We start from the raw sequence: 18,411 nt of genomic DNA, 5'->3' as shown, positions 1-18,411 counted from the left end.
CGCAACTCGAGCGGGAAATCCCCGCCTACGTCCGACAACGTAACAAGAACCCCAAACCGTTCGTGTGGACCGCTACCGCCGACATGATCCTGGATAAAGTGGTAAAGGTTTGCGAACGAACTTCTAACTCACTACACTAGCTCAGGATGACATTTTCTTCGACTAGCCTAAGAGTAGCAGTATGAGTCCGACGAAGCGTCGCCGCCCGCAAGGCGGACTTGATGTACGCGATGCGCGTCTGCCGACTCAAAGTAGAACTTCTTATCGAAGCTCATCACACCGTCGCCCGCAACGTCGAGTTTCACCATCCAGCTCTTCACGCCGTCGGGATAAAACTGATCGTCCCACGCGCGATAGAGCGAGTTGGTGAAGTAGACGCGCTTGCCGTCGCGGCTGACCTCGACCATCTGCGGGCCGCCCGCGAGGGCTTTATCGGGTTTTGCGGGGTGCGGCGCGCGGCGAGCGATGCCGCCGATGTGCACCGAGCCGACGAGCTCGGGATGGAAGGGATCGCTGACGTCGTACTGGCGCATCTCGCCGGTTCCCCAGCACGAAGCATAAAGGTAGCGGTCGTCGACGGACAGATCAATATCGCTCAGCAGCGGCGGCACCGCCGAGAAGCCTTTGAGCAGGTCGGGCAGCTGCGCGGGATCGGCCGGTTCCGCCGGAATCTCGATTACCTTCTGCGCGGCCCACTCGCCGTTTTTGCGATGCCAAAGCCAGATCGAGCTCGACAAGTCTTTGAGTGAGACGACGACGCCGGCGAATCCATAGGTGTTCGCCGGATCGTGCGACGGCCGCAGCTCGAGCACCATCTGCTGCTCGGGTCCGAGATCGATGCTCTGCTTGTGCTTACGCGTGCGCAGATCCCAGAAGTGGAGCTGATGGCCGTATTTGCCGGCCAGCAGCATCTCCGCGTTGAGACCATTCTCAAGCATCTTCGGCGTGCCCCATTCGCTGCTGATCAGCGCGTCGTGCGTGAGGTGCCACCAGAAATCGTACGCGAGATACTGCGGGCCGCGATCGACTTCCCACGGGCCGATTACGTCGAAGGTATCGCAATCGAGCTTGAAGATACCGCCCGGGCCGTCGCCCTCGGCGTTGCCGAGTGCACTGACGTAGATCGCGTCGGGGCCGCAGTGCACCGTGTGCGGGCGCGTGTAACCGGCCTTTGCGATGATTTCTTCGGGCTCGATGATTTTGGTGATGCGCGGTTGCGCCGGGTTCGGCTTCGTATCGATGACGTAGATGCGCGAGGAGCGCAGGCCCGGCACGATCAGGTAACGCCGCTCGACGTGCGGATGCGGTGCGAACGGACAGAGCGCGGCACTGCACGCGTTCCATCCGAAGTGATGCAGCTCGTCGCCGGTGTTCGGAAGGTCCACGCCGCCGACTTCGGTTGCGTATCGGGGCGAGGACGGATCGGTATCGACGACGGCAAGCCGATCGGGCACGCCGTTGCCGGTCGCGCTCAGCAGGGCCACGTAGGCGAGCGCCTCGGGCGGTGCTTTCATGGCGTCCTTCGGGGAGGCGTAAAAGGTGGGGTCTGGCTTGAGCTGCATGCGGGCTACTCCGTTTTGTTGACCTAGGTCTCCTTTTTTAATTTAGGTCAGGAGAGCGATGAGGCCGGTCAGGATCAGCGCAATCGCCCAAACGAGATCCAAGTTAAGCCAGCCGACGCGCAAAAACCGGACCCCAACCTTCGTATAGACAAGCAGCGCCACCCCCGTCGTCGTCAGCAGGTACCCAAGCGTATGCACGGCCACCATCAGCCAGGCGACGGCGTACGGCCCGTGCGCCACGCCGGGCATCGGCATCGAGGGCGCGCTCGCGTGCGCGGACGTCACGAACGGCAGCAGCATCAAACCGGCGCCGTGCGCGCTCGACATCAAGAATCCCCAGAGAACGAGCCCCCAGAATCCGACGCGCATGCCGACCCAGCGGATATGGCGAGCGCGAACGAGCCGGTAGACGCCGAAACCGATGAGAACCGCGGCGGCCGTGTAGTGCACGGCGTTGTGCGGGAACTCCGCGTCAGCGAAGGTTGCGACCACGACGATGCTGGCGACCGAGACAACGTGCCCGAGCGTCAGCGGCACGATTGCCCGAAGGACGGCGCTCGCGCGCTTCTCCTGAAAACCGAGCGCGACCGCGAAGAGCCAGCCCATACCTGGGTTGAGGCCGTGATAACAGCCGAGCAAAAAGAGCGCGAGCCAGACGTAGCGATCGCTCACGCAGCGGCCTTTTGAAGCCGGATGCTAAGTCCTGGCGAACGCGGTTCGGCGACCTCGATCGGCGGGTCGAAGACAGGACTCGACGGACCGCTCGGGCTTTCAGTCGCTCCCTAAGCTACATATTGTCGTGGACGCTCATGCTCATGCTGTCGTGAGCGTCCACGGCCCAGATTCCCGCGCGGGTCTTTTCGTTCGGCCAAACGTGTACCATCCAACCGAAAACGACCGGAATGAACGTGCCGCCCGCCTTCGTGCAGGCGTCTTTTGCTTCGATCGAGCCTTTGAAGCCGAAGCGCGCGCCGGGACCCATGCGCGCTCGGCAAGCGGCGTCCCCGCCGGCGCCTTGCAGAAATCGACGTGGCGATGCCACGTTCCGTAGCTCAACGGCACGCGCGAATCAAGGACTTCGCGATCGGCGGAGTTTGAGGCCGTGTACATCACGCCGACGATCTGCAGCGTGTCGCCGCTCCGCTTGAAGATTAGCGATGTCGGATGCATCGGGTCAAACTCACCGATGTACGCTTCGACCGCATAGGAGCGGTTCGTGTAGTGCTCGATCGGCAGCGGGATCTTCGGGAGAAACTTCTTGAAACCGGCATTCTCCGCCGCCTCGACCGTCGGATACTGCGCCATCACCTTACGCGCCGCCGCCACGATCGCATCGGCGCGTGCCGAATCGCCGGGCTGCTGTGGGCCGTGCAAGGTCATCTGCATGTGGTCGCGGGTCGTCGTTTGGATATCGGGCGCGGTATACGCGGTCGCCGCCCGGGCGTGCGCGATGGCGAGTACGGCCGTCAGGGCGCCCCCCGCGACGAGTGCGGTTAAGGCAGAACGCTTCACGTGATGGCGGCTCGTGCGCAACGGCAGCGGCGACGACTATTTAGCGCTTAGCACGACATCGGAGGGATGGGCGATCGATACCGAGTTCGTCGGCGATCCGCCGCCAGGATAGTTGTAGACGCCCAAACCGTACGTGTCGACCCCGAAGACCGTCTTACCGGCAATGAAATAGCCGTAGAGCGTCCCCGAGCCGCCAAGCGTGGTCTTTCCATCGACCTTTCCGCCCGTCGTCCGATAGATCGCACGTGCGGTCTGGTCGCCGACCGTGACGTATTTTCCATCGAACTGGACCTCGCCGGGGTACCCGATACTTTGCTTAAGCGACACCGCGACGAGCTTGGTCTTGCCGCTGGGAAGTTCGGCGTAACGGAAAGCGCTGCCGGTCGCGAGGCCGTCGAGAAACACATTCCCCTTACCGTCGTAGCCGGGAAAAAGCGCGTAGACGAATGCCGAATCGGAGTACGTCTTCGGAGTGCCCTTAGACTGCTTGTAGATCGAAAGGTAGCCCGGCCCCGAGCCTCCGCGCCACGTTGAGACAGCGAGATCGTTGGTTTTCGGGTTAACCGAACAACCGTACGGCGTGTGATCGGTATCGGTCTTGAGCGTCGCCATCCGTTTCGTGCTCCCGTGCGCGTACTCGTCCATCTCTTGGGCACCGAAGTTTGCGATCCAGACGTCACCGTTTTTATTTACACACTCGCCCAGCGGTTGCGAGAATCCCTTAAGCGTACTCGTCAACTTGAGTTGCGGATAACTATAGACGTAAACGGACGTGCTTCCGTCGGAGACGTACAGAAGCGAGCCGGTCTTGGCATTGGCACGAACCCAGGACGACCCGTTGAAGCCGTTCGGCTCCCCTTGAGGGGCGCTCGCCGGTGGTTGCATTTGGCCGCAGCCGGCCAGCAAAGCACCTGCGGTAAAAATGATTAACGCGCGTTGGCTAAAGCCAAAACCATTCATCTACAGTACTCCTTGCACGGTTGAAATCTCCGGCTCCCCACTTGGGCTCCGCCGGTAAGATCACCTTCCGGCTTGCCGCTCCGCGACCGGATAATCGAGTCTTTTCATCCGCCCCGTACGCGCAGCGGGGTCGCCGTTCGCATTAAGAATGCAGGATCGGCGAAGCTCCGTGCATGGGTAGGAGGCTGTCCTTGGCCGCCCAAAGGATCGCACCACACGACGCCCTGCAATTAGCGGAGAAGAGAAATGGCTAAGCGATCGATTATGGCCCTCTTATTCCTTGCGCTCCTCGACAGTGTATCGGCCTGTGGCGGAACGCGGGCTTCGGCCAACCCGGCTCCAACGGCAAGCGAAGAAGGGCTGTTCCCATATGCGGCCATCGACAGAATGGCTCGAGCCTCCGTTCCGATCGCGTGCGCCACGGACGTTGCGGGCAAAATCGGCATCCTGAATATAAACGGGAGCGGCTTCTTCGTCAACCGCCGCGGCGATATAGTAACTGCGCAGCATGTGGTCGCCGCCCTTGGCGGGTGTATTCCGGCAATTTATGTGCCGCGCTCTGCATGGTCTTTTACCGACGAGACCGTCGACGCGAAGTGGTATCGGATCTCGTCCTGCGATCAGGACGCAGGCCTCGACATCGCCGTCTGCCACCTCGTCGCCAATCCGTTCAGCGATCCTGCGATCCACACGCCCTTGGAGACCGTTGCGTTCGACATAGAGACGAAGCCGGAGGGGACTGCCGTCGCATTTACGAGTTTCGCTCTCAACAACGTGCATCCAATTACCTCGGTCGGCATTGTGGCAGGGTATTTCTGGGAGAATCACCAGCGCTTTCTTCTAGTCGATAAAGGCGCTTGGTACGGGGCCAGCGGAAGTGCACTTTACGCAGCCGACGGCCGCGTCGTCGGGATCGTCCTCCAAGCCGGGACGTGCGAAACATCTACTCAGGGCAGCTGCCGGTACGACGGGTTGACGTTCGCGCAGACGGCGGGCTTCATCGACGGGTTCCTAACCCGGCATAACGTTGCTCACCAAGTGTAGCTCTTTACAGCGGCGCGTTATTTCTCGACCGGTACGCGCTCTTAGATTCCGGCGCTCTTGAGCGTCTTGAAGATCGCGCTCGCGAGCTTTCCGGCACCGTCTTCCTTCGCCGGCGGGCGGCTATTGAACGAGAACGTGGCGATGACGCCGGTTGCCGGGTCGTAGAAGTGCACGGTGCGGAAGCCGAGGCTCTCGCCTTCGTAGAACCAGATCGGGCCGATATCCGGGAGCATCATCTGCGCGACGCCCAGACCGAAACCGCGCGGATCGTCGGCGGAGACTTTGGCGAGCGGCTTGCCCGTCTTCGTCGAGACGAGGCTCTCCATTTCGGCGCGCTGCTTTGGTGCGAGCACCGGGCCGGTATAGAGGTCGCGCGCCCAGCGCGCAAGGTCTTGCATCGTCGCGGAGATTCCGCCGGCGCCTTGCATCCACGAGAGGCTGTCGAGGCTCACGTTGGTTCCCAGCAGCGGAAAGAGCGGCTTGTTATCGGGATCGGTGTTCACGAAGTAGCCGGCAGGCAGGCGCGCTAATACGTCGGCCGGGTACTGGCTAGGCGCGTAAAAGGTGTTGTTCAAATTGGGGCCGCCGTGGAAAAAGCGCTTATCCAGCTGGTTCGGGAACGTATCGCCCGATGCTTTTTCAACGATTAGCTCGGCGAGCAGATAGTTCGTATTCGAGTACGAGTATCCGGTGGTCGGTTTCGGCGCTTTCGCATTGGTCGGGTAGGCGTACGCGATCAGCTCGGGGACCGTGAAGTGGCGCTTGGGAGTCTTCGCATAGGCGGCAAGCATCTCATCGACGTTATCGTAGCTCGGGATGCCGCTGGTCATGCTGAGCAGCCGGCGGATTGTGACGTTCTTCCAGGCGGGATACTGCGGAAGCCACTTTCCAAGCGGCTGATCGATGTTCAACTTTCCTTCGGCCTCGAGCTGCAGAATCGCGACCGAGGTAAAGGCTTTTGTGTTGCTGCCGATCTGAAAAATGTTGTCGGGCGTGATCGGATCGCCGCCGCCGTACTGCATTCGTCCGGCCGTGACGTTGATGTAATCGCTCGATCCCTTGAGGCTGACGCTGAGCGAGATCGCCGAGAGATGTTCGATCTTCGAGCGCGTCGCGAGATATTGATCGACGTCGCGCGCAAGCGCGGCTTTGAGCGTTGCCGTGGATGGGCTCGCCGCCGAGGCCGGCGCAGCGAGCAACAGCGTCGCGAGCGCAAGGGCAATTGTACGTAGCATAGGCGGCATGCGTTGGCGAAAACCTAGATGAATCCCGCGCCGGGCGGCTTCGTGCTCCTCACATTGGCTTGACAGCCGTGATACCCTAACCTCTTATGGATTTTGACCCAAACGAGTACGTGCGGCCGGAGGACCTCCCCGGGGGCGAAGCGGAGTTCGCTTTCTGCCGCTACTGCGGTCGCGCGTTGCTCGTGACTTCGGGCCGCGAACCCGACTGTGGTCTGCACCGCAATTAAATCGGGTTCGGGAGCGCCTTTTTCGATCGCGCTACCGCAAAATCGACGTTTCTAACCACGACGATGCTTCGTTTTATCGTGCAGTACGAAGGGTAGAAAGCGCCTCGAAAGAGAGGGCTCCATGTACGATTCAAACGATGAATTCGAATCCGAAATATACTACGATCGAGAGCCGGCCGGCGCGGCGGTAGACCGGCTGCACGGACTCGGGTACGGCCGCGATGAGATCAGCGTGATGATGGACGACAAAACGCGCGAGAAGGCGTTTTCCGCGGTCGTCAATGCGAAAGGCAGCGAAGGTATTGCCGCCGGGGCCACTATCGGAGGCGTCCTCGGCGCAATCGTGGCCGGGCTTACGGCAACCGGCAGCGTAGCAGCAATCGCCGGCACGGGCGGATTGGCCACGCCGTTGGTTGTGGGGCCTTTAGCGGCGGCGCTAGCCGGATTGGGAGCCGGCGCGGCGGGCGGCGGCATCGTCGGCGGACTCATCGGCGTCGGTATCGGCGAGAAACGCGCGAAGGACTATGAGAAGGGCCTGCGCGAGGGCGGCATTCTCGTCGCCGTTCGCCCGAAAACGAAAGAACATCGCGCCGAGGTACGCAAGGCGCTCGGATCTCGCGACGTCGACTATGCCGGCGAGGTTAGCGCGGAAAACATCCGCTGATCGAGGATTTTCCGAACCAGCGAAAGGGGATGGGCTTGGGCCGATCCCCTACTCGCATCCGCGCTAAGGGCTTGAGAGCATGGTTAATTTCTCGACGGGGGTTTTAAACCCAACGCCGCGCCCTGGGAAGCTCGGCGATGACTTTCGCGCCCCCGTTTGGGTTCGCCTCAACCGACATTCTGGTGGCAAATTGCGCGACGAGGAACAGGCCGCGGCCATGTTCGGCGAGTGCCGGCGGCAGGCGTGGCGTCAGTCTAAACCCGGATCCGCAATCGGAAACGTCAAGAAGCACGCTCCGTCCGTCGCACCGCAGCCTAACATCTACGGCTCCCGGTGCGTGACGAACAACGTTCCCGATCAGCTCCGTGAAGATCACCTTGGCAGCCAGATCGTCTAAGCTCCAACCGGTGTGGCCGCGAACGGCCGCGAGGAAGCGCGGTCTTTGGGCGAGCGCTTCACGTGCGCTCTGCGCATTGTAGCTCCACAGCAGCCCCGAGCCGCACATGCTCACTCATCCCACATTCGCAGGGCACCCAAACAAAGCGAACAAAGGCTCCGCTCGACGGGTAGACAAGGGGCGCTGCCATTGCGCAGCCGAACCTCATTCGAGCGTGATCGTTCATCTGATCGACGGAACCTACGAGCTCTTCCGCCACTTTTACGGATTGCGTCGCTTCACCGATGGGAAGCAGCGGCGATTCGGAGCGGTTGTCGGAGTACTCAACACCGTGCAGCAAATGATCGTCGAGGGTGCTACACACGTAGGCGTTGCCACCGATCATGTGATCGAATCCTTCCGCAACGAGCTTTGGAGCGGGTACAAAACCGGAGATGGAGTCGATCCCCAGCTTTCGGCGCAGTTCGAGCCGCTCGAGGACGCGCTGCGCGCCATGGGTATTGCCGTTTGGGCGATGATCGAGCTCGAGGCCGATGATGCGCTGGCCTCCGCGGCCGCAATCGCCTCGCAGGACTCTCGTGTAGAGAAAGTTTGCATTTGGACGCCGGACAAAGATCTTGCGCAATGCGTCCGCGGGGATCGCATCGTGCAGGTCGACCGCAGGAGCAAAGCCGTCCGCAACGCTGACGGCGTCCGCGCAAAGTTTGGGGTAGATCCCGAGCTGATACCGGATTATCTTGCGCTCGTCGGCGATGCCGCCGATGGCTTTCCCGGCATCGCGGGTATCGGACCGAAGGGCGCGGCGGCGCTGCTGACACGTTTTGGCGCGATCGAGCTCTTCCCGCCGCAAGAGCTCGGTGACCGCCGCGCTCTCGCGGTGCTATTCAAGGGACTGGCAACCCTTCGGAGCGACGCAAAGCTCTTCACGAACGTGGACGAGTTGGAGTGGCGCGGACCTTCCGCCGAATTTCCCGCGGTGTGCGAGCGACTCGACGCCGCCGATCTGCTTGCGCGCGTTACGAAGGCCGCGCGAGCTCGCGCCCGCTAACTGCCTCACCCGCCCGCTGCCTGCAGAGGTCACAATTCGGCGGGGATCCCCGTCTAGGGGTAGGAGGAACAGATACATGTTCAAGTGGTTGGTCAAGAAACAGCTGGAGTCGTTCGGGCGCAAGTGGGACTACGACACCGGGTATATGGCGGAGATCGTGGACGAAGCCGGCGTGGGAGCGGTAATGCCGATGCAGGCGCTCCAGAGACTGGGAAGCTACCGCAAAGTGCCGGCCGACGCGTGGTACGCCGCAGCGCTGACAGCGGGCAAGGCTGCGGACTGCGGGCCGTGTCTGCAGCTCGGAGTGAAGATGGCCGAAAAGGAGATCAAGCCCGAGCTGATTCGGGCAATCCTAGAGCGTGACTACGCTAACTGTTCAAAGGAAGCGCTGCTCGGCATCGAGCTGGCTCTGAGCACGATCGCACGCGATGGTACGGGTGAGGAAGCGCGCGCCGAGATACTGAAGCGCTGGGGCCGGGCAGGCCTCGTCTCGCTCGCGTATGGTATCGTCGGCGCGCAATCGTATCCGGCGTTCAAATACGCCATCGGTCACGGGCACGCGTGCGTGCGCGTCAAGATCGGCACCGAAACCGTTCCGCTGCCGCATCCGCAGTACGCATGATCGACCAGCGCGCCGAGCGCTTCGAGACCCTGCGCCCGGAACTCGTGCGACACGCGTACCGGATGCTGGGCGAGTACGGCGAGGCCGAGGACGTCGCGCAGGATGCGTACTTGCGCTGGAGCGCAGCGCTCGACTCGACGCAGGTCGAGGACGAGCACGCGCTCGCGCGGACGATCGTTACGCGCCTCTGCCTCGACCGTCTGCGCTCGGCGCGCGCGAAGCGGGAGGTTTACGTTGGCCCGTGGCTTCCGGAACCGGTCATTTCCGAGGGTAACGAGAATCCCGAGGCGGCGGCGACGATGGCCGACGACATTTCATTCGCGCTGCTGCTGGCACTCGAACGTCTGGCGCCGCTCGAACGGGCGGCGTTTCTGCTGCACGACGTGCTCGACGTGCCGTTCGACGAAGTAGCGTCGACGCTGGGGCGGGCCGAGCCGGCGGTGCGCAAACTTGCGTCGCGTGCCCGCGAGCACGTGCGCGATTCGAGCCGCCACTCACGCACCGATCCTGCCGAGCTGCGGCGCGTGCGCGACGCGTTTCTCGCAGCGCTGCAAAACGACGATCCGGCGCTGCTCGCGCAGCTGCTCACCGAGGACGTCGTCTTCACCAGCGACGGAGGCGGTAAGGTTCCGGCGGCTGCGGCTCCGCTGGTCGGACGCGAGCGCGTGACCCGTCTGCTCTTCGGCTTGAAAGAGAAGGGCTGGCGGCAGATCCTGCGGACGGAGCTCGTGATGCTCAACGGCCTGCCGGGCATCCTCACTTTCAACAAGGACGGGATGCAGGACGTCATCGCTTTGGAGATCGTCGATGGGCTGGTTGCCGCGATGTACGTCGTGCGGAATCCGGAAAAATTCAGAGGGGTTACCGCGAGTCCTACTACAGCCCGGATTTCCCCGCGGTCATTTGGAAGGGGACGTTGTTCGGCGTCATGACCTTGGCGATATCGTGAAAGATCGTGTTGGCGACGCCCGGCTGCGGCTTATCGGACTGGAGCGGCACCCACGCCACGACGAACGTGCGATTGGCGGGAAAGTAGTAGTCGGCGGTGTTGTACCCTGGTAAGCCGCCGGTGTAGCCGTACCACCCAGCGCTCTCGCCGAGCGCGAGCCCGAACGAAAGGTTGCCGTCGCCGGTCGGAATCGCGTTCATCAGCTGTTTGTAGGTCGCGGGTTTGCTGACTTTGCCGGTTACGTACGCGATGATCCAGGTGCGGATATCGGCCATATCCGAAATCATGCAGCCAGCCGCGCCCATCAGCGAAACGGGAACCGTGTTGCTGACGTCTTCCCAGTTCTTCTGTTTATCGAGGGCGTAGCCGTGGGCCCACGGGTCGGGCATCGCTTCATCCGTCGGATAGCTCGTGTGCGTGAGGCCGAAGGGCTGGATGATCCGCTTGGTGATCTGGTCGCCGACCGTATCGTGCGTGAGCGATTCGACGATCAGCCCGAGCAGCAGATAGTTGGTGTTGCTGTATTTATAGCCTTTGTTCGGCGCGAAGTACGGCTTCTGCTCGACGGCCCAGCGGATGAACGTGCGCGGGTCGTAGGTCGTGCCTACCTTGAAGTTCACCTTGTTGACTTGGGGCGTGCTGTAAGCCTCAAAGAGGCCGCTGCGCATGTCGCAAAGCTCGCGGACGGTGATGTTTTGCGCGTTGGGAACCGTCACGCCGAGCGAAAAGCGAGACAGAGGATCGTCGAGGCTCAGCTTGCCTTCGTCGACCAACTGCAAAAGTACGCCGACGACGAATGTTTTCGTGTTGCTGCCGATGCGAAAGTGGTCGGCGGCCGACATCGTCCGCTTCGTCGCGACATCGGCGTAGCCGAAGCCATGCACGTAAGCGTTCCCTTGACTGTCCCACACGCCAATTAGGAGTCCCGGCACCGGCGTCTTGCCGCCGAAGAGCTTGCGATCCTTTTCGACCGCCGCGACGATCGCGGCCTGGACCGATGCGCTGTTTACCGATGGCGCCGCGCTCGCGCTGCCGGCGGGGTGCGGAAAAAGACATACAACGAAGGCCGCTGCCAAGGCAGCGATTGAAAATCTGCTCATGGCCGCCTCGTTCGCGTAACCGCGAAGCGAGCCTGTCCCTTAAACAAGCTCAAGATCAGCGCGTCACGGGGCCACGGCCCGAGACGCTGAAATACTCGCCGTGGGGTTTTTCGAACGGCCCGACCCGAGGCTCGCACAAACCGCCGACCCGGCGTTGATCGGCGCGCTCGGCCGCACGCTGCGGCGCCACGCCCTCGCCTTCGCCGTCTGCGCTGCGACGCTGCTCTTCGCCTACGGTGTGAATCTGGCGATTGGCCTGCATAACACGGCGACAACCCACGGCCGCATCGTGGCGGGAGGGTTGTGGGCTACGGTCACGGTCGTCCGCGACCGGCGCGATATTCCGCATATCCGGGCCCGTAACGAACACGATCTCTACTTTGCCGAAGGCTATGTCGAGGGATCGGACCGGCTTTTCCAACTCGATCTGACACGCCGGTATGCCTACGGCCGGCTCGCGGAGATCCTCGGCGCGAAAGCGCTGCTCTACGACCGTATGCAGCGCGCGGTCGACATCAGCGCGATCGCGGCACGACAACTGCGGGCCATGTCACCGCGCGATCGGGCGGCGCTCGCGGCCTTCAGCGACGGCGTCAATGCGGCGGCCGGGGCGCAGCCACTTCCAATTGAATTTCGTATTCTACTCTACCATCCGGATCCGTGGACCCCGAAGGACTCGCTCGCCGTTTCGCTCGTTGCCTCGCTCGAGCTTGCCGATCCGTGGCACGCCGTCTTTGCGCGCGACGCGGTCTGGCGGCATCGCGACCCGAGCTGTTTTGCTGCGACCTTTCCGCTCTCCGATGCACGGTACGACGTGACGATCGACGGTAGACGCGACGACAGAGGCGCGCGCCCTGTGCCACGCGAGTGCGAGATGTCGACGCTTGCGGCGCGACCCCAGCACCGCGCGATCGGCAGCAACGCGTGGGCGGCCGGCGCGGCGCGCAGCAGCGATAGGCGGGCACTGCTCGCCAACGATCCGCATCTCGACCTCACGATTCCGGGAATTTGGTATCTCGTCGACCTGCAGTCGCCGCAAGTGCACGCCGCGGGGGCAACGATTCCCGGATTTCCCGGGATCGTGCTCGGGCATAACGAGAGCCTGGCGTGGGCCTCGACCAACGGCGAGATGGCGACGACGAGCGTCTTTGAGGCGGGGCATCTCAACAAGTCATTTTGGGTTACGGAGCGGTTCGGCGTCCGCTTCGCGCAGGACGTGCACGTGCCATACTACCGAACCTCCGGCGAATTCTCGGTGCCGAACGAGAACGATCCTTCGGAGATCGCGCTCGTCCGCTGGCCGATCTATTCGCAGCGACAGTCGACGATTGCTACCGTCTTCGCGCTCGATCGCGCGCGGACTATCGGCGAGGGGCTGCGGGCGCTGGCGCAGTACCGCGGATCGCCGCAAAACTTTCTCCTCGCCGATCGCAGCGGACGGGTAGCCTGGCACGTTGCGGGCCTGGTTCCCGACGATCCGGCCTGGGGACGTTACGTGCACAAGGCGCGCGACTTTCGCCGCGCGTACGCGCCGGTGCCGTTCGTGCGGCTGCCGCAGCGCGCGGCGTCGCGCAATGCAATTTTCCTATCGGCAAACAACAAGGCGTATCGCGCCGGCTATCCGTATCGTCTCTCCGCGCAATTCGAGCCGCCGTACCGCGCCTATCGCATCGCGCAGCTGATGCACCAACGCCGCCGGTACGACGCGGCGTACTTCGCGCGCATCCAACTCGATACGCTCTCGCCGATCGATCTGGAAATCGCGCGCGACGTCGTGCGCCTGGCGCGCAGGCGCCCTGACGAGCCGAGCGACCGCGACGCGCTGGCGCTGCTCGAACGCTGGAACGGGCGCTATTCGCCAAACTCCGAAGCGGCCGCGCTCGAACATACGCTCCGGCTGGAACTTTTCGATGACGATTCGGCGCTGGGCGCGCGTTTGGACGAGCTGCGCGACTCCGCCGGCGCGCCCTTCGAGCTGGGCCAAGACGTCGGCGGCGCCTTACGCTTTGCCTTCGACGAACATCGCGATTGGCGCGAGGCCGGCCGCCTGCGCATCGAACACCCGCTCTCGCCGATGAACTTTGACTTCCTCAACGGCGTGTGGCTGCCGGGCGAAGGAGATGAGTATACGATACACCTTCAAGAGCCCGGTTTCGCGCAGGGCTTCCGCGCCGTGTGGGACGTCGGCGATTGGGATCGCGGCGGGATCGCGATTCCGAGCGGCGAGTCGGGGGAGCCCGGCTCGGGCCACTACACCGATCTCTCGCGCGACTGGGTGAAAGGCGCCCTCGAAGCGCTCCCGTTTAGCCGCGCGGCCGTGACGCGAGATACGGCGGCGGTTCTTCTGCTCGCACCGCGCTAACCGACTGGCGCTCCAAGGCGGGATATCGCCTCGGCATCGGCGGCGGTACACGTCGCGCGAGCTACGGCTTTAGGATGATCTTTCCGCGTGGGTGCGCAACCGTGCCGGCGAGCATCTCGTGCGCGGTCCGTGCATCTGTGAGCGAGAGGACGACGCCGACATCGGCTTTTAATTCGCCCTCGTCGAAAAGCCGAGCGATCCGTTCCAGCTGCGGGCGTCTTACCTCGACGATAAAGTAGTCGCCGCGGACGCCGTACTGCTGCACTAGCTCGGCCCGCGGCCGCGAAACGCTCGAGACGAGTGCGCCCCCGCGCCGGAGGACGGCCAACGATCGCCGCTGCGTCTCTCCGCCGACAGTATCGATGACGGCGTCGACCTCGGCGACCTCGTCTTCGAAGCGCTGGGTATGATAATCGATCGTCTTTTCGGCGCCGAGCTCGCGGAGATAGCCGGCGTCTCTGCCGTCGGCGACCGCGACGACGCGCGCGCCTGCCCAGTGCGCCAGCTGAACGGCGTACGCACCAACATTACCGGCCGCTCCCTGGACGAGCACCGTCTGTCCGCGCTCGACCACTGCACGGTCGAAAAGCATCTGCCACGCCGTGACGGCCACCACCGGCGCTGAGGCGGCCTCGACGAACGTGAGCGAGGCGGGTTTGTTTGCGATCGATTCTTTTGAGGCAACCGCGTATTCTGCGTAGCCGCCGGTAAACGAAGGATTCGTCAGGCCAAAGATCTCTTCGCCCGTGCCTTCTACGGTGCCGGCGATGTCGGAGCCGAGCGTGAGCGGTAACGCTTCAACTGCGCCACTGCGGCCGGTGCGAACCAGCGCGTCCCACGGTCCAACGCCCGCCGCACGAACGCGCACGAGCACTTGATCGGGACCGGCTTGCGGAACCGGCACCTCCTCGAGGTGCATCTCGTCGATGCCGCCGAAGTTGTGGATGACGATTGCCTTCATGAGGCGTGTACCTCGACGATGTACCCGCCGGGGAACCGAAGCATCGCCTCGCGGCCCCCGTCGAACGGATGCGCCGCGACGAGGACGGCGGCGCCGGCAGCCTCGGCCTTTCGCAACGCGGCGTCGAGGTCTTTTACGCGGTAGCCCATTGTTTCACGGCCGTAGGGATACGCCAGCTGCCCGCTAGTCGCGAGCAAGACGAAGTTACCAAATGGGGAGGTGAGGCGGATACGGCGGTACGTCTCGCCGGGCGAGCCGACTTCAGTGCCGGGCGCCGTGCGGTCGTCGCTTGTCAGCGAGCCGTGGCTGAAGGCGAGCAGCGATCGCACGAGCGCATCAGCGCTTGCCGGAGCAACGTAGAAACGATTATCGGGAATGCTTGCCAGGTGGGCGAAGTGCGGCGCTTTGAAGTGCCAATAGAGCTGCGTGCGTAAGCCGCCGGGAAAGTCGACGATCGTGTCGCGGCCGACGGGATCGGGAAACGGCTGCACGACGACCGCGGCTCCGGCCGCTTCTGCGGCGGCGACCGCGGTATCCATGCCGGTAACGAGCCAGCCGGTTCGCTCGCTTCCGAACGGATACGGAATAGGCGTGAGAAAGCCAAAGACCGAGAGTGCGCCAACCGGTGAAGTAATAAAGCGCCAGCAGGTTCGGCTCGGCGTCGGCGTCACCGTCAAGGCGATCCTCTTTGATGCCGAACCTCCAAACGTAGCCGTGAAGCTCGAAACAAACCGATCGAGATCCGCGGGTGCGACGTAAACGTGCGCGGAGTCGTACTGTGAGCCGACTGAGACGACCGGCGACGCGACAGCGAGTAGTAAAGTCAATACTGCGAACATGCTCTCGCAGCATAACTCGTTTGGTCACGTTGTGTCACCCTTCAACCTTCGACTGCCCTTTGACAAGCTCGGGGTGACATGCGGCGGCTCAGGGTGACATCAGAATTGAGTGCTAGAAGAAATGCGTGAGCATTTGTGTAGCTCGGACCACTATCGCCGGCGGGCTCCGTGCGTTATCGTGGTCCTATGAAGCAAACGGCACTCACTGTGATAACTTTGGTCTCTGCCCTATTGTCTCCGCAGGCCGCCCGAGCCTTTCCAGTCGATTTTGGTCCAGGCTACACAACTCACAGCATCAACGTCGACGGCGCTGCCGTAAGCGTGACGACGGGTGGACACGGCCCTGCGGTCGTGCTGATTCACGGTTACGCCGAAGATTCTCGTATGTGGAAGCCGCTCGCGGCCGCGCTTGCGCAGCACTTTACCGTGATTGCGCCGGATCTTCCGGGAATCGGCAATTCGGCGATTCCGGCGGGCGGGTCGAACATGAGCAACGCCGCGCGACACGTTCGCGATGCCGTGCGGGCGTTGGGATACCAGCGGGTCAGCGTCGTGGGCCACGACATCGGCCTGATGGTCGCTTATGCGTATGCCGCAACGTACCCTCACGAAGTGCAGCGGCTCGCGCTGATGGACGCCTTCTTACCCGGCGTTACCGGCTGGCGCGCGATCTACGACAGTCCCAATCTTTGGCACTTCCGCTTTCACGGTTCGACGCCGCTCGCGCTTGTAAGCGGCCGCGAACGAACGTACTTCGACTATTACTGGAACGATTTTGCGCCGATCCCAACCATTCGCTCTCGCCTGGCGACCGCAGCATGTACATCGCAGCCTACTCCAGGCCCGGGCGCATGGCGGCCGGTTGGGCCTACTTCGATTCCTTTCCGCAGACCGCCGTCGACTTCGCACGACTAGCCGCAACGAAGCTGCGAATGCCCGTTCTCTCGATCGGCGGCGATAAAGGCAATGGCGTCGCGCTCGCCGCGCAAGCGCGCACGGTCGCGCAGAACGTTACCGTCATCGTTCTCAAGAATACGGGTCACTGGCTGATGGAAGAGAATCCGCAGCAGACGATCGCAGCGCTCACAAAATTTCTGGAGTCTCACTAGCAACATTTAGGAGTCCTACGACAATGACAAACGATACTACAACCAACGCCACGCGCCCGATCGTGCTCATCCACGGCCTGTTCCTGAACTGGCAGAGCTGGGAGAACTGGACGGAGCGTTACCGCGCGCGGGGTTTTACGGTCTTCACTCCGGGCTGGCCCGGCCTCGACAAGACCGTTGAAGAGCTGCGCGCCGATCCCACACCGCTCACGCAGCAGAGCATCGAAAACATCGTCGATTATCTCGACGCGTTCGTTCGCAAACTCGAGGAGCCGCCGATCATTATGGGCCATTCATTCGGCGGCCTCTTCGCACAGCTGCTTGCCTACCGCGGCCTCGGCAGCGCGATCGTCGGCGTCGATCCGACCGCCCCGGCAGGCGTCCTGGAGCTGCCTTTCTCGACGCTCAAGGGCTCCGCTCCCGTGCTGGCCAATCCTTTCAACATCGCAAAGGCAACGATGCTGACGCCCGAACAATTCCAGTACGCCTTCACCAATACGCTCACCGATGATGAGAGCAAGAAGCTCTACGACCGCTACGCGATTGCTTGCGCGGATCGGGTGCTGTTCGAGGGCGCGTTCGAAAACTTCGCGCCGCATTCGCCGGCGCGCATCGACGTCAAGGCCGACCGGCCGCCGATTCTGCTGATCGCCGGCGGCGAGGATCACTTGGTTCCGGCCGACTACACCCGCAAAACCTGGGATCTCATCGCGGAATCGCCGTCGATGACCGCGTTCAAAGAGTTTCCCGGACGCCCACACTTCACCGGCGCCGTCCTGGGCTGGGAAGCCGTCGCCGATTACGCGCTCGAGTGGGGGCTTTCACCGACGGCATCCTCGCCGTACAGCGAAGCGATCCTTACCTAACCAAAGATGTGAAAGAAAGAGGTACATGATGGCATATCTGACGCTCCGTGACGGAACCGAGCTCTACTACAAAGACTGGGGCACGGGACAGCCCGTATTATTTAGCCACGGCTGGCCGCTCGATGCCGACGCCTGGGAGGATCAAATGCTCTTCCTGGCGGCACGAGGGTTTCGCTGCATCGCGCACGATCGCCGGGGAAACGGCCGTTCGAGCCAGCCCTGGAATGGCAACGACATGGATACCTTCGCCGATGACGTCGACGAACTCGTACGCACGCTCGATCTGCCCGACTTCATTCACGTCGGCCATTCAACGGGCGGCGGCGAGGTCGCGCGCTATATTGGCCGGCACGGAACCAGCCGAGTCTCAAAGGCCGTTCTGATCGGCGCGGTTCCGCCGATCATGCTCAAGAGCGATACGAACCCCGGCGGATTACCGATGGAAGCCTTCGACCAGCTCCGCGCCTCGGTGCAAGCCGATCGCTCGCAGTTCTTTAAAGACTTGAGCGCGCCGTTCTACGGTGCGAATCGCGAAGGCGCGAAAGTCTCGCAGGGGCTGCGCGACTCGTTCTGGATGCAGGGAATGCTGGCCGGCCTCAAAGCTTGCTACGACTGCATCAAAGCGTTTTCGGAGACCGACTTCACCGAGGATCTCAAAAAGATCGACGTGCCGACGCTGCTCATTCACGGTGACGACGATCAGATCGTTCCGTTCGCCGACTCGGCGCCACTCTCACTGAAACTAATCCCCAATGCGCGTTTGGAAGTGTACAAGGGTGCACCGCACGGGCTCTGTTCGACGATGAAGGATCGCGTCAACGCCGACCTGCTCACCTTCTTCGGCGCGCCGGTCGCCGCCCGGGAGGTCTCTCTCAACTAGGTAAAACCGGGGTCCCGCGAAGCCGAAAGCACGGGCCGTCACGGCTTCGCGGGCGCCTTTGCGTT

The 18,411-nt window shown here is 62.8% G+C and carries 18 protein-coding genes; 10 read left to right on the top strand and 8 right to left on the bottom strand.

Annotated features, from left to right (window positions below; translation table 11 throughout):
• Window positions 1-167: 167 nt before the first annotated feature.
• The 4 genes from VGG51_01355 to VGG51_01340 form a co-directional block, all read right to left on the bottom strand.
• Window positions 168-1,562 (bottom strand): selenium-binding family protein, encoded by a 1,395-nt coding sequence (locus VGG51_01355; protein HEY1881670.1) that lies wholly within the window; start codon window positions 1,560-1,562, stop codon window positions 168-170.
• A 42-nt stretch (window positions 1,563-1,604) separates the two neighbouring features.
• Window positions 1,605-2,234 (bottom strand): hypothetical protein, encoded by a 630-nt coding sequence (locus tag VGG51_01350; protein ID HEY1881669.1) that lies wholly within the window; start codon window positions 2,232-2,234, stop codon window positions 1,605-1,607.
• 141 nt (window positions 2,235-2,375) lie between these two features.
• A complete protein-coding gene (locus tag VGG51_01345; GenBank protein ID HEY1881668.1) occupies window positions 2,376-3,074 on the bottom strand; it encodes a hypothetical protein in 699 nt (232 codons plus the stop codon).
• Window positions 3,075-3,110: 36 nt separating this feature from the next.
• Window positions 3,111-3,959 carry a hypothetical protein gene (locus VGG51_01340; protein HEY1881667.1) on the bottom strand — a complete coding sequence of 283 codons (849 nt, stop codon included), beginning with the start codon at window positions 3,957-3,959 and terminating at the stop codon, window positions 3,111-3,113.
• Between the two features lie 339 nt (window positions 3,960-4,298).
• Between VGG51_01340 and VGG51_01335 the strand changes: the two genes are divergently transcribed.
• On the top strand, window positions 4,299-5,078 hold the full coding sequence (locus VGG51_01335; protein ID HEY1881666.1) for a serine protease: 780 nt from the start codon (window positions 4,299-4,301) through the stop codon (window positions 5,076-5,078).
• 41 nt (window positions 5,079-5,119) lie between these two features.
• On the opposite strand, the gene VGG51_01330 is transcribed toward VGG51_01335, so the two are convergent.
• A complete protein-coding gene (locus tag VGG51_01330) occupies window positions 5,120-6,313 on the bottom strand; it encodes a serine hydrolase domain-containing protein (GenBank protein HEY1881665.1) in 1,194 nt (397 codons plus the stop codon).
• A 357-nt stretch (window positions 6,314-6,670) separates the two neighbouring features.
• Between VGG51_01330 and VGG51_01325 the strand changes: the two genes are divergently transcribed.
• The 4 genes from VGG51_01325 (at window position 6,671) to sigJ (ending at window position 10,212) form a co-directional block, all read left to right on the top strand.
• Entirely contained in the window at window positions 6,671-7,213 is a 543-nt protein-coding gene (locus tag VGG51_01325; protein ID HEY1881664.1) for a hypothetical protein, read from the top strand.
• Window positions 7,214-7,824: 611 nt separating this feature from the next.
• Window positions 7,825-8,658, top strand: a complete 834-nt coding sequence (locus VGG51_01320; GenBank protein ID HEY1881663.1) for a 5'-3' exonuclease H3TH domain-containing protein — start codon at window positions 7,825-7,827, stop codon at window positions 8,656-8,658.
• A 76-nt stretch (window positions 8,659-8,734) separates the two neighbouring features.
• Window positions 8,735-9,280 (top strand): hypothetical protein, encoded by a 546-nt coding sequence (locus VGG51_01315; protein HEY1881662.1) that lies wholly within the window; start codon window positions 8,735-8,737, stop codon window positions 9,278-9,280.
• Complete coding sequence (gene sigJ, locus VGG51_01310; GenBank protein HEY1881661.1) at window positions 9,277-10,212, top strand: RNA polymerase sigma factor SigJ; 936 nt, start codon at window positions 9,277-9,279, stop codon at window positions 10,210-10,212. Before VGG51_01315 ends, sigJ begins: the two co-directional genes overlap by 4 nt.
• Here the strand turns inward: sigJ and VGG51_01305 are convergent.
• Window positions 10,157-11,329 (bottom strand): serine hydrolase domain-containing protein, encoded by a 1,173-nt coding sequence (locus tag VGG51_01305; GenBank protein ID HEY1881660.1) that lies wholly within the window; start codon window positions 11,327-11,329, stop codon window positions 10,157-10,159. The two genes, sigJ and VGG51_01305, sit on opposite strands and share 56 nt — an antisense overlap.
• 100 nt (window positions 11,330-11,429) lie before the next feature.
• Here VGG51_01305 and VGG51_01300 point away from each other — a divergent pair, with 100 nt between their 5' ends.
• A complete protein-coding gene (locus VGG51_01300) occupies window positions 11,430-13,691 on the top strand; it encodes a penicillin acylase family protein (GenBank protein ID HEY1881659.1) in 2,262 nt (753 codons plus the stop codon).
• Between the two features lie 61 nt (window positions 13,692-13,752).
• On the opposite strand, the gene VGG51_01295 is transcribed toward VGG51_01300, so the two are convergent.
• Complete coding sequence (locus tag VGG51_01295) at window positions 13,753-14,652, bottom strand: NADP-dependent oxidoreductase (GenBank protein HEY1881658.1); 900 nt, start codon at window positions 14,650-14,652, stop codon at window positions 13,753-13,755.
• Window positions 14,649-15,479 (bottom strand): hypothetical protein, encoded by an 831-nt coding sequence (locus tag VGG51_01290; protein ID HEY1881657.1) that lies wholly within the window; start codon window positions 15,477-15,479, stop codon window positions 14,649-14,651. The genes VGG51_01295 and VGG51_01290 overlap by 4 nt, the downstream gene beginning before the upstream one ends.
• 333 nt (window positions 15,480-15,812) lie before the next feature.
• On the opposite strand from VGG51_01290, the gene VGG51_01285 reads away from it, so the two are divergent.
• Genes VGG51_01285 through VGG51_01270 form a run of 4 tightly spaced genes read left to right on the top strand, consistent with a single transcriptional unit; the run spans window position 15,813 to window position 18,346 of the window.
• Window positions 15,813-16,406 carry an alpha/beta fold hydrolase gene (locus VGG51_01285; GenBank protein ID HEY1881656.1) on the top strand — a complete coding sequence of 198 codons (594 nt, stop codon included), beginning with the start codon at window positions 15,813-15,815 and terminating at the stop codon, window positions 16,404-16,406.
• Between the two features lie 17 nt (window positions 16,407-16,423).
• On the top strand, window positions 16,424-16,600 hold the full coding sequence (locus tag VGG51_01280; GenBank protein HEY1881655.1) for an alpha/beta hydrolase: 177 nt from the start codon (window positions 16,424-16,426) through the stop codon (window positions 16,598-16,600).
• Window positions 16,601-16,623: 23 nt separating this feature from the next.
• Window positions 16,624-17,466 carry an alpha/beta hydrolase gene (locus VGG51_01275; GenBank protein ID HEY1881654.1) on the top strand — a complete coding sequence of 281 codons (843 nt, stop codon included), beginning with the start codon at window positions 16,624-16,626 and terminating at the stop codon, window positions 17,464-17,466.
• Window positions 17,467-17,491: 25 nt separating this feature from the next.
• Window positions 17,492-18,346 carry an alpha/beta hydrolase gene (locus tag VGG51_01270; GenBank protein HEY1881653.1) on the top strand — a complete coding sequence of 285 codons (855 nt, stop codon included), beginning with the start codon at window positions 17,492-17,494 and terminating at the stop codon, window positions 18,344-18,346.
• The last annotated feature ends 65 nt before the right edge of the window (window positions 18,347-18,411 follow it).

The organism is Candidatus Cybelea sp. (assembly GCA_036489315.1).
Taxonomy (GTDB): Bacteria; Vulcanimicrobiota; Vulcanimicrobiia; order Vulcanimicrobiales; family Vulcanimicrobiaceae; genus Cybelea.
The sequence above is the reverse complement of the archived record's forward strand: the minus strand, read 5'-3'. Positions and strand labels throughout refer to the sequence as shown.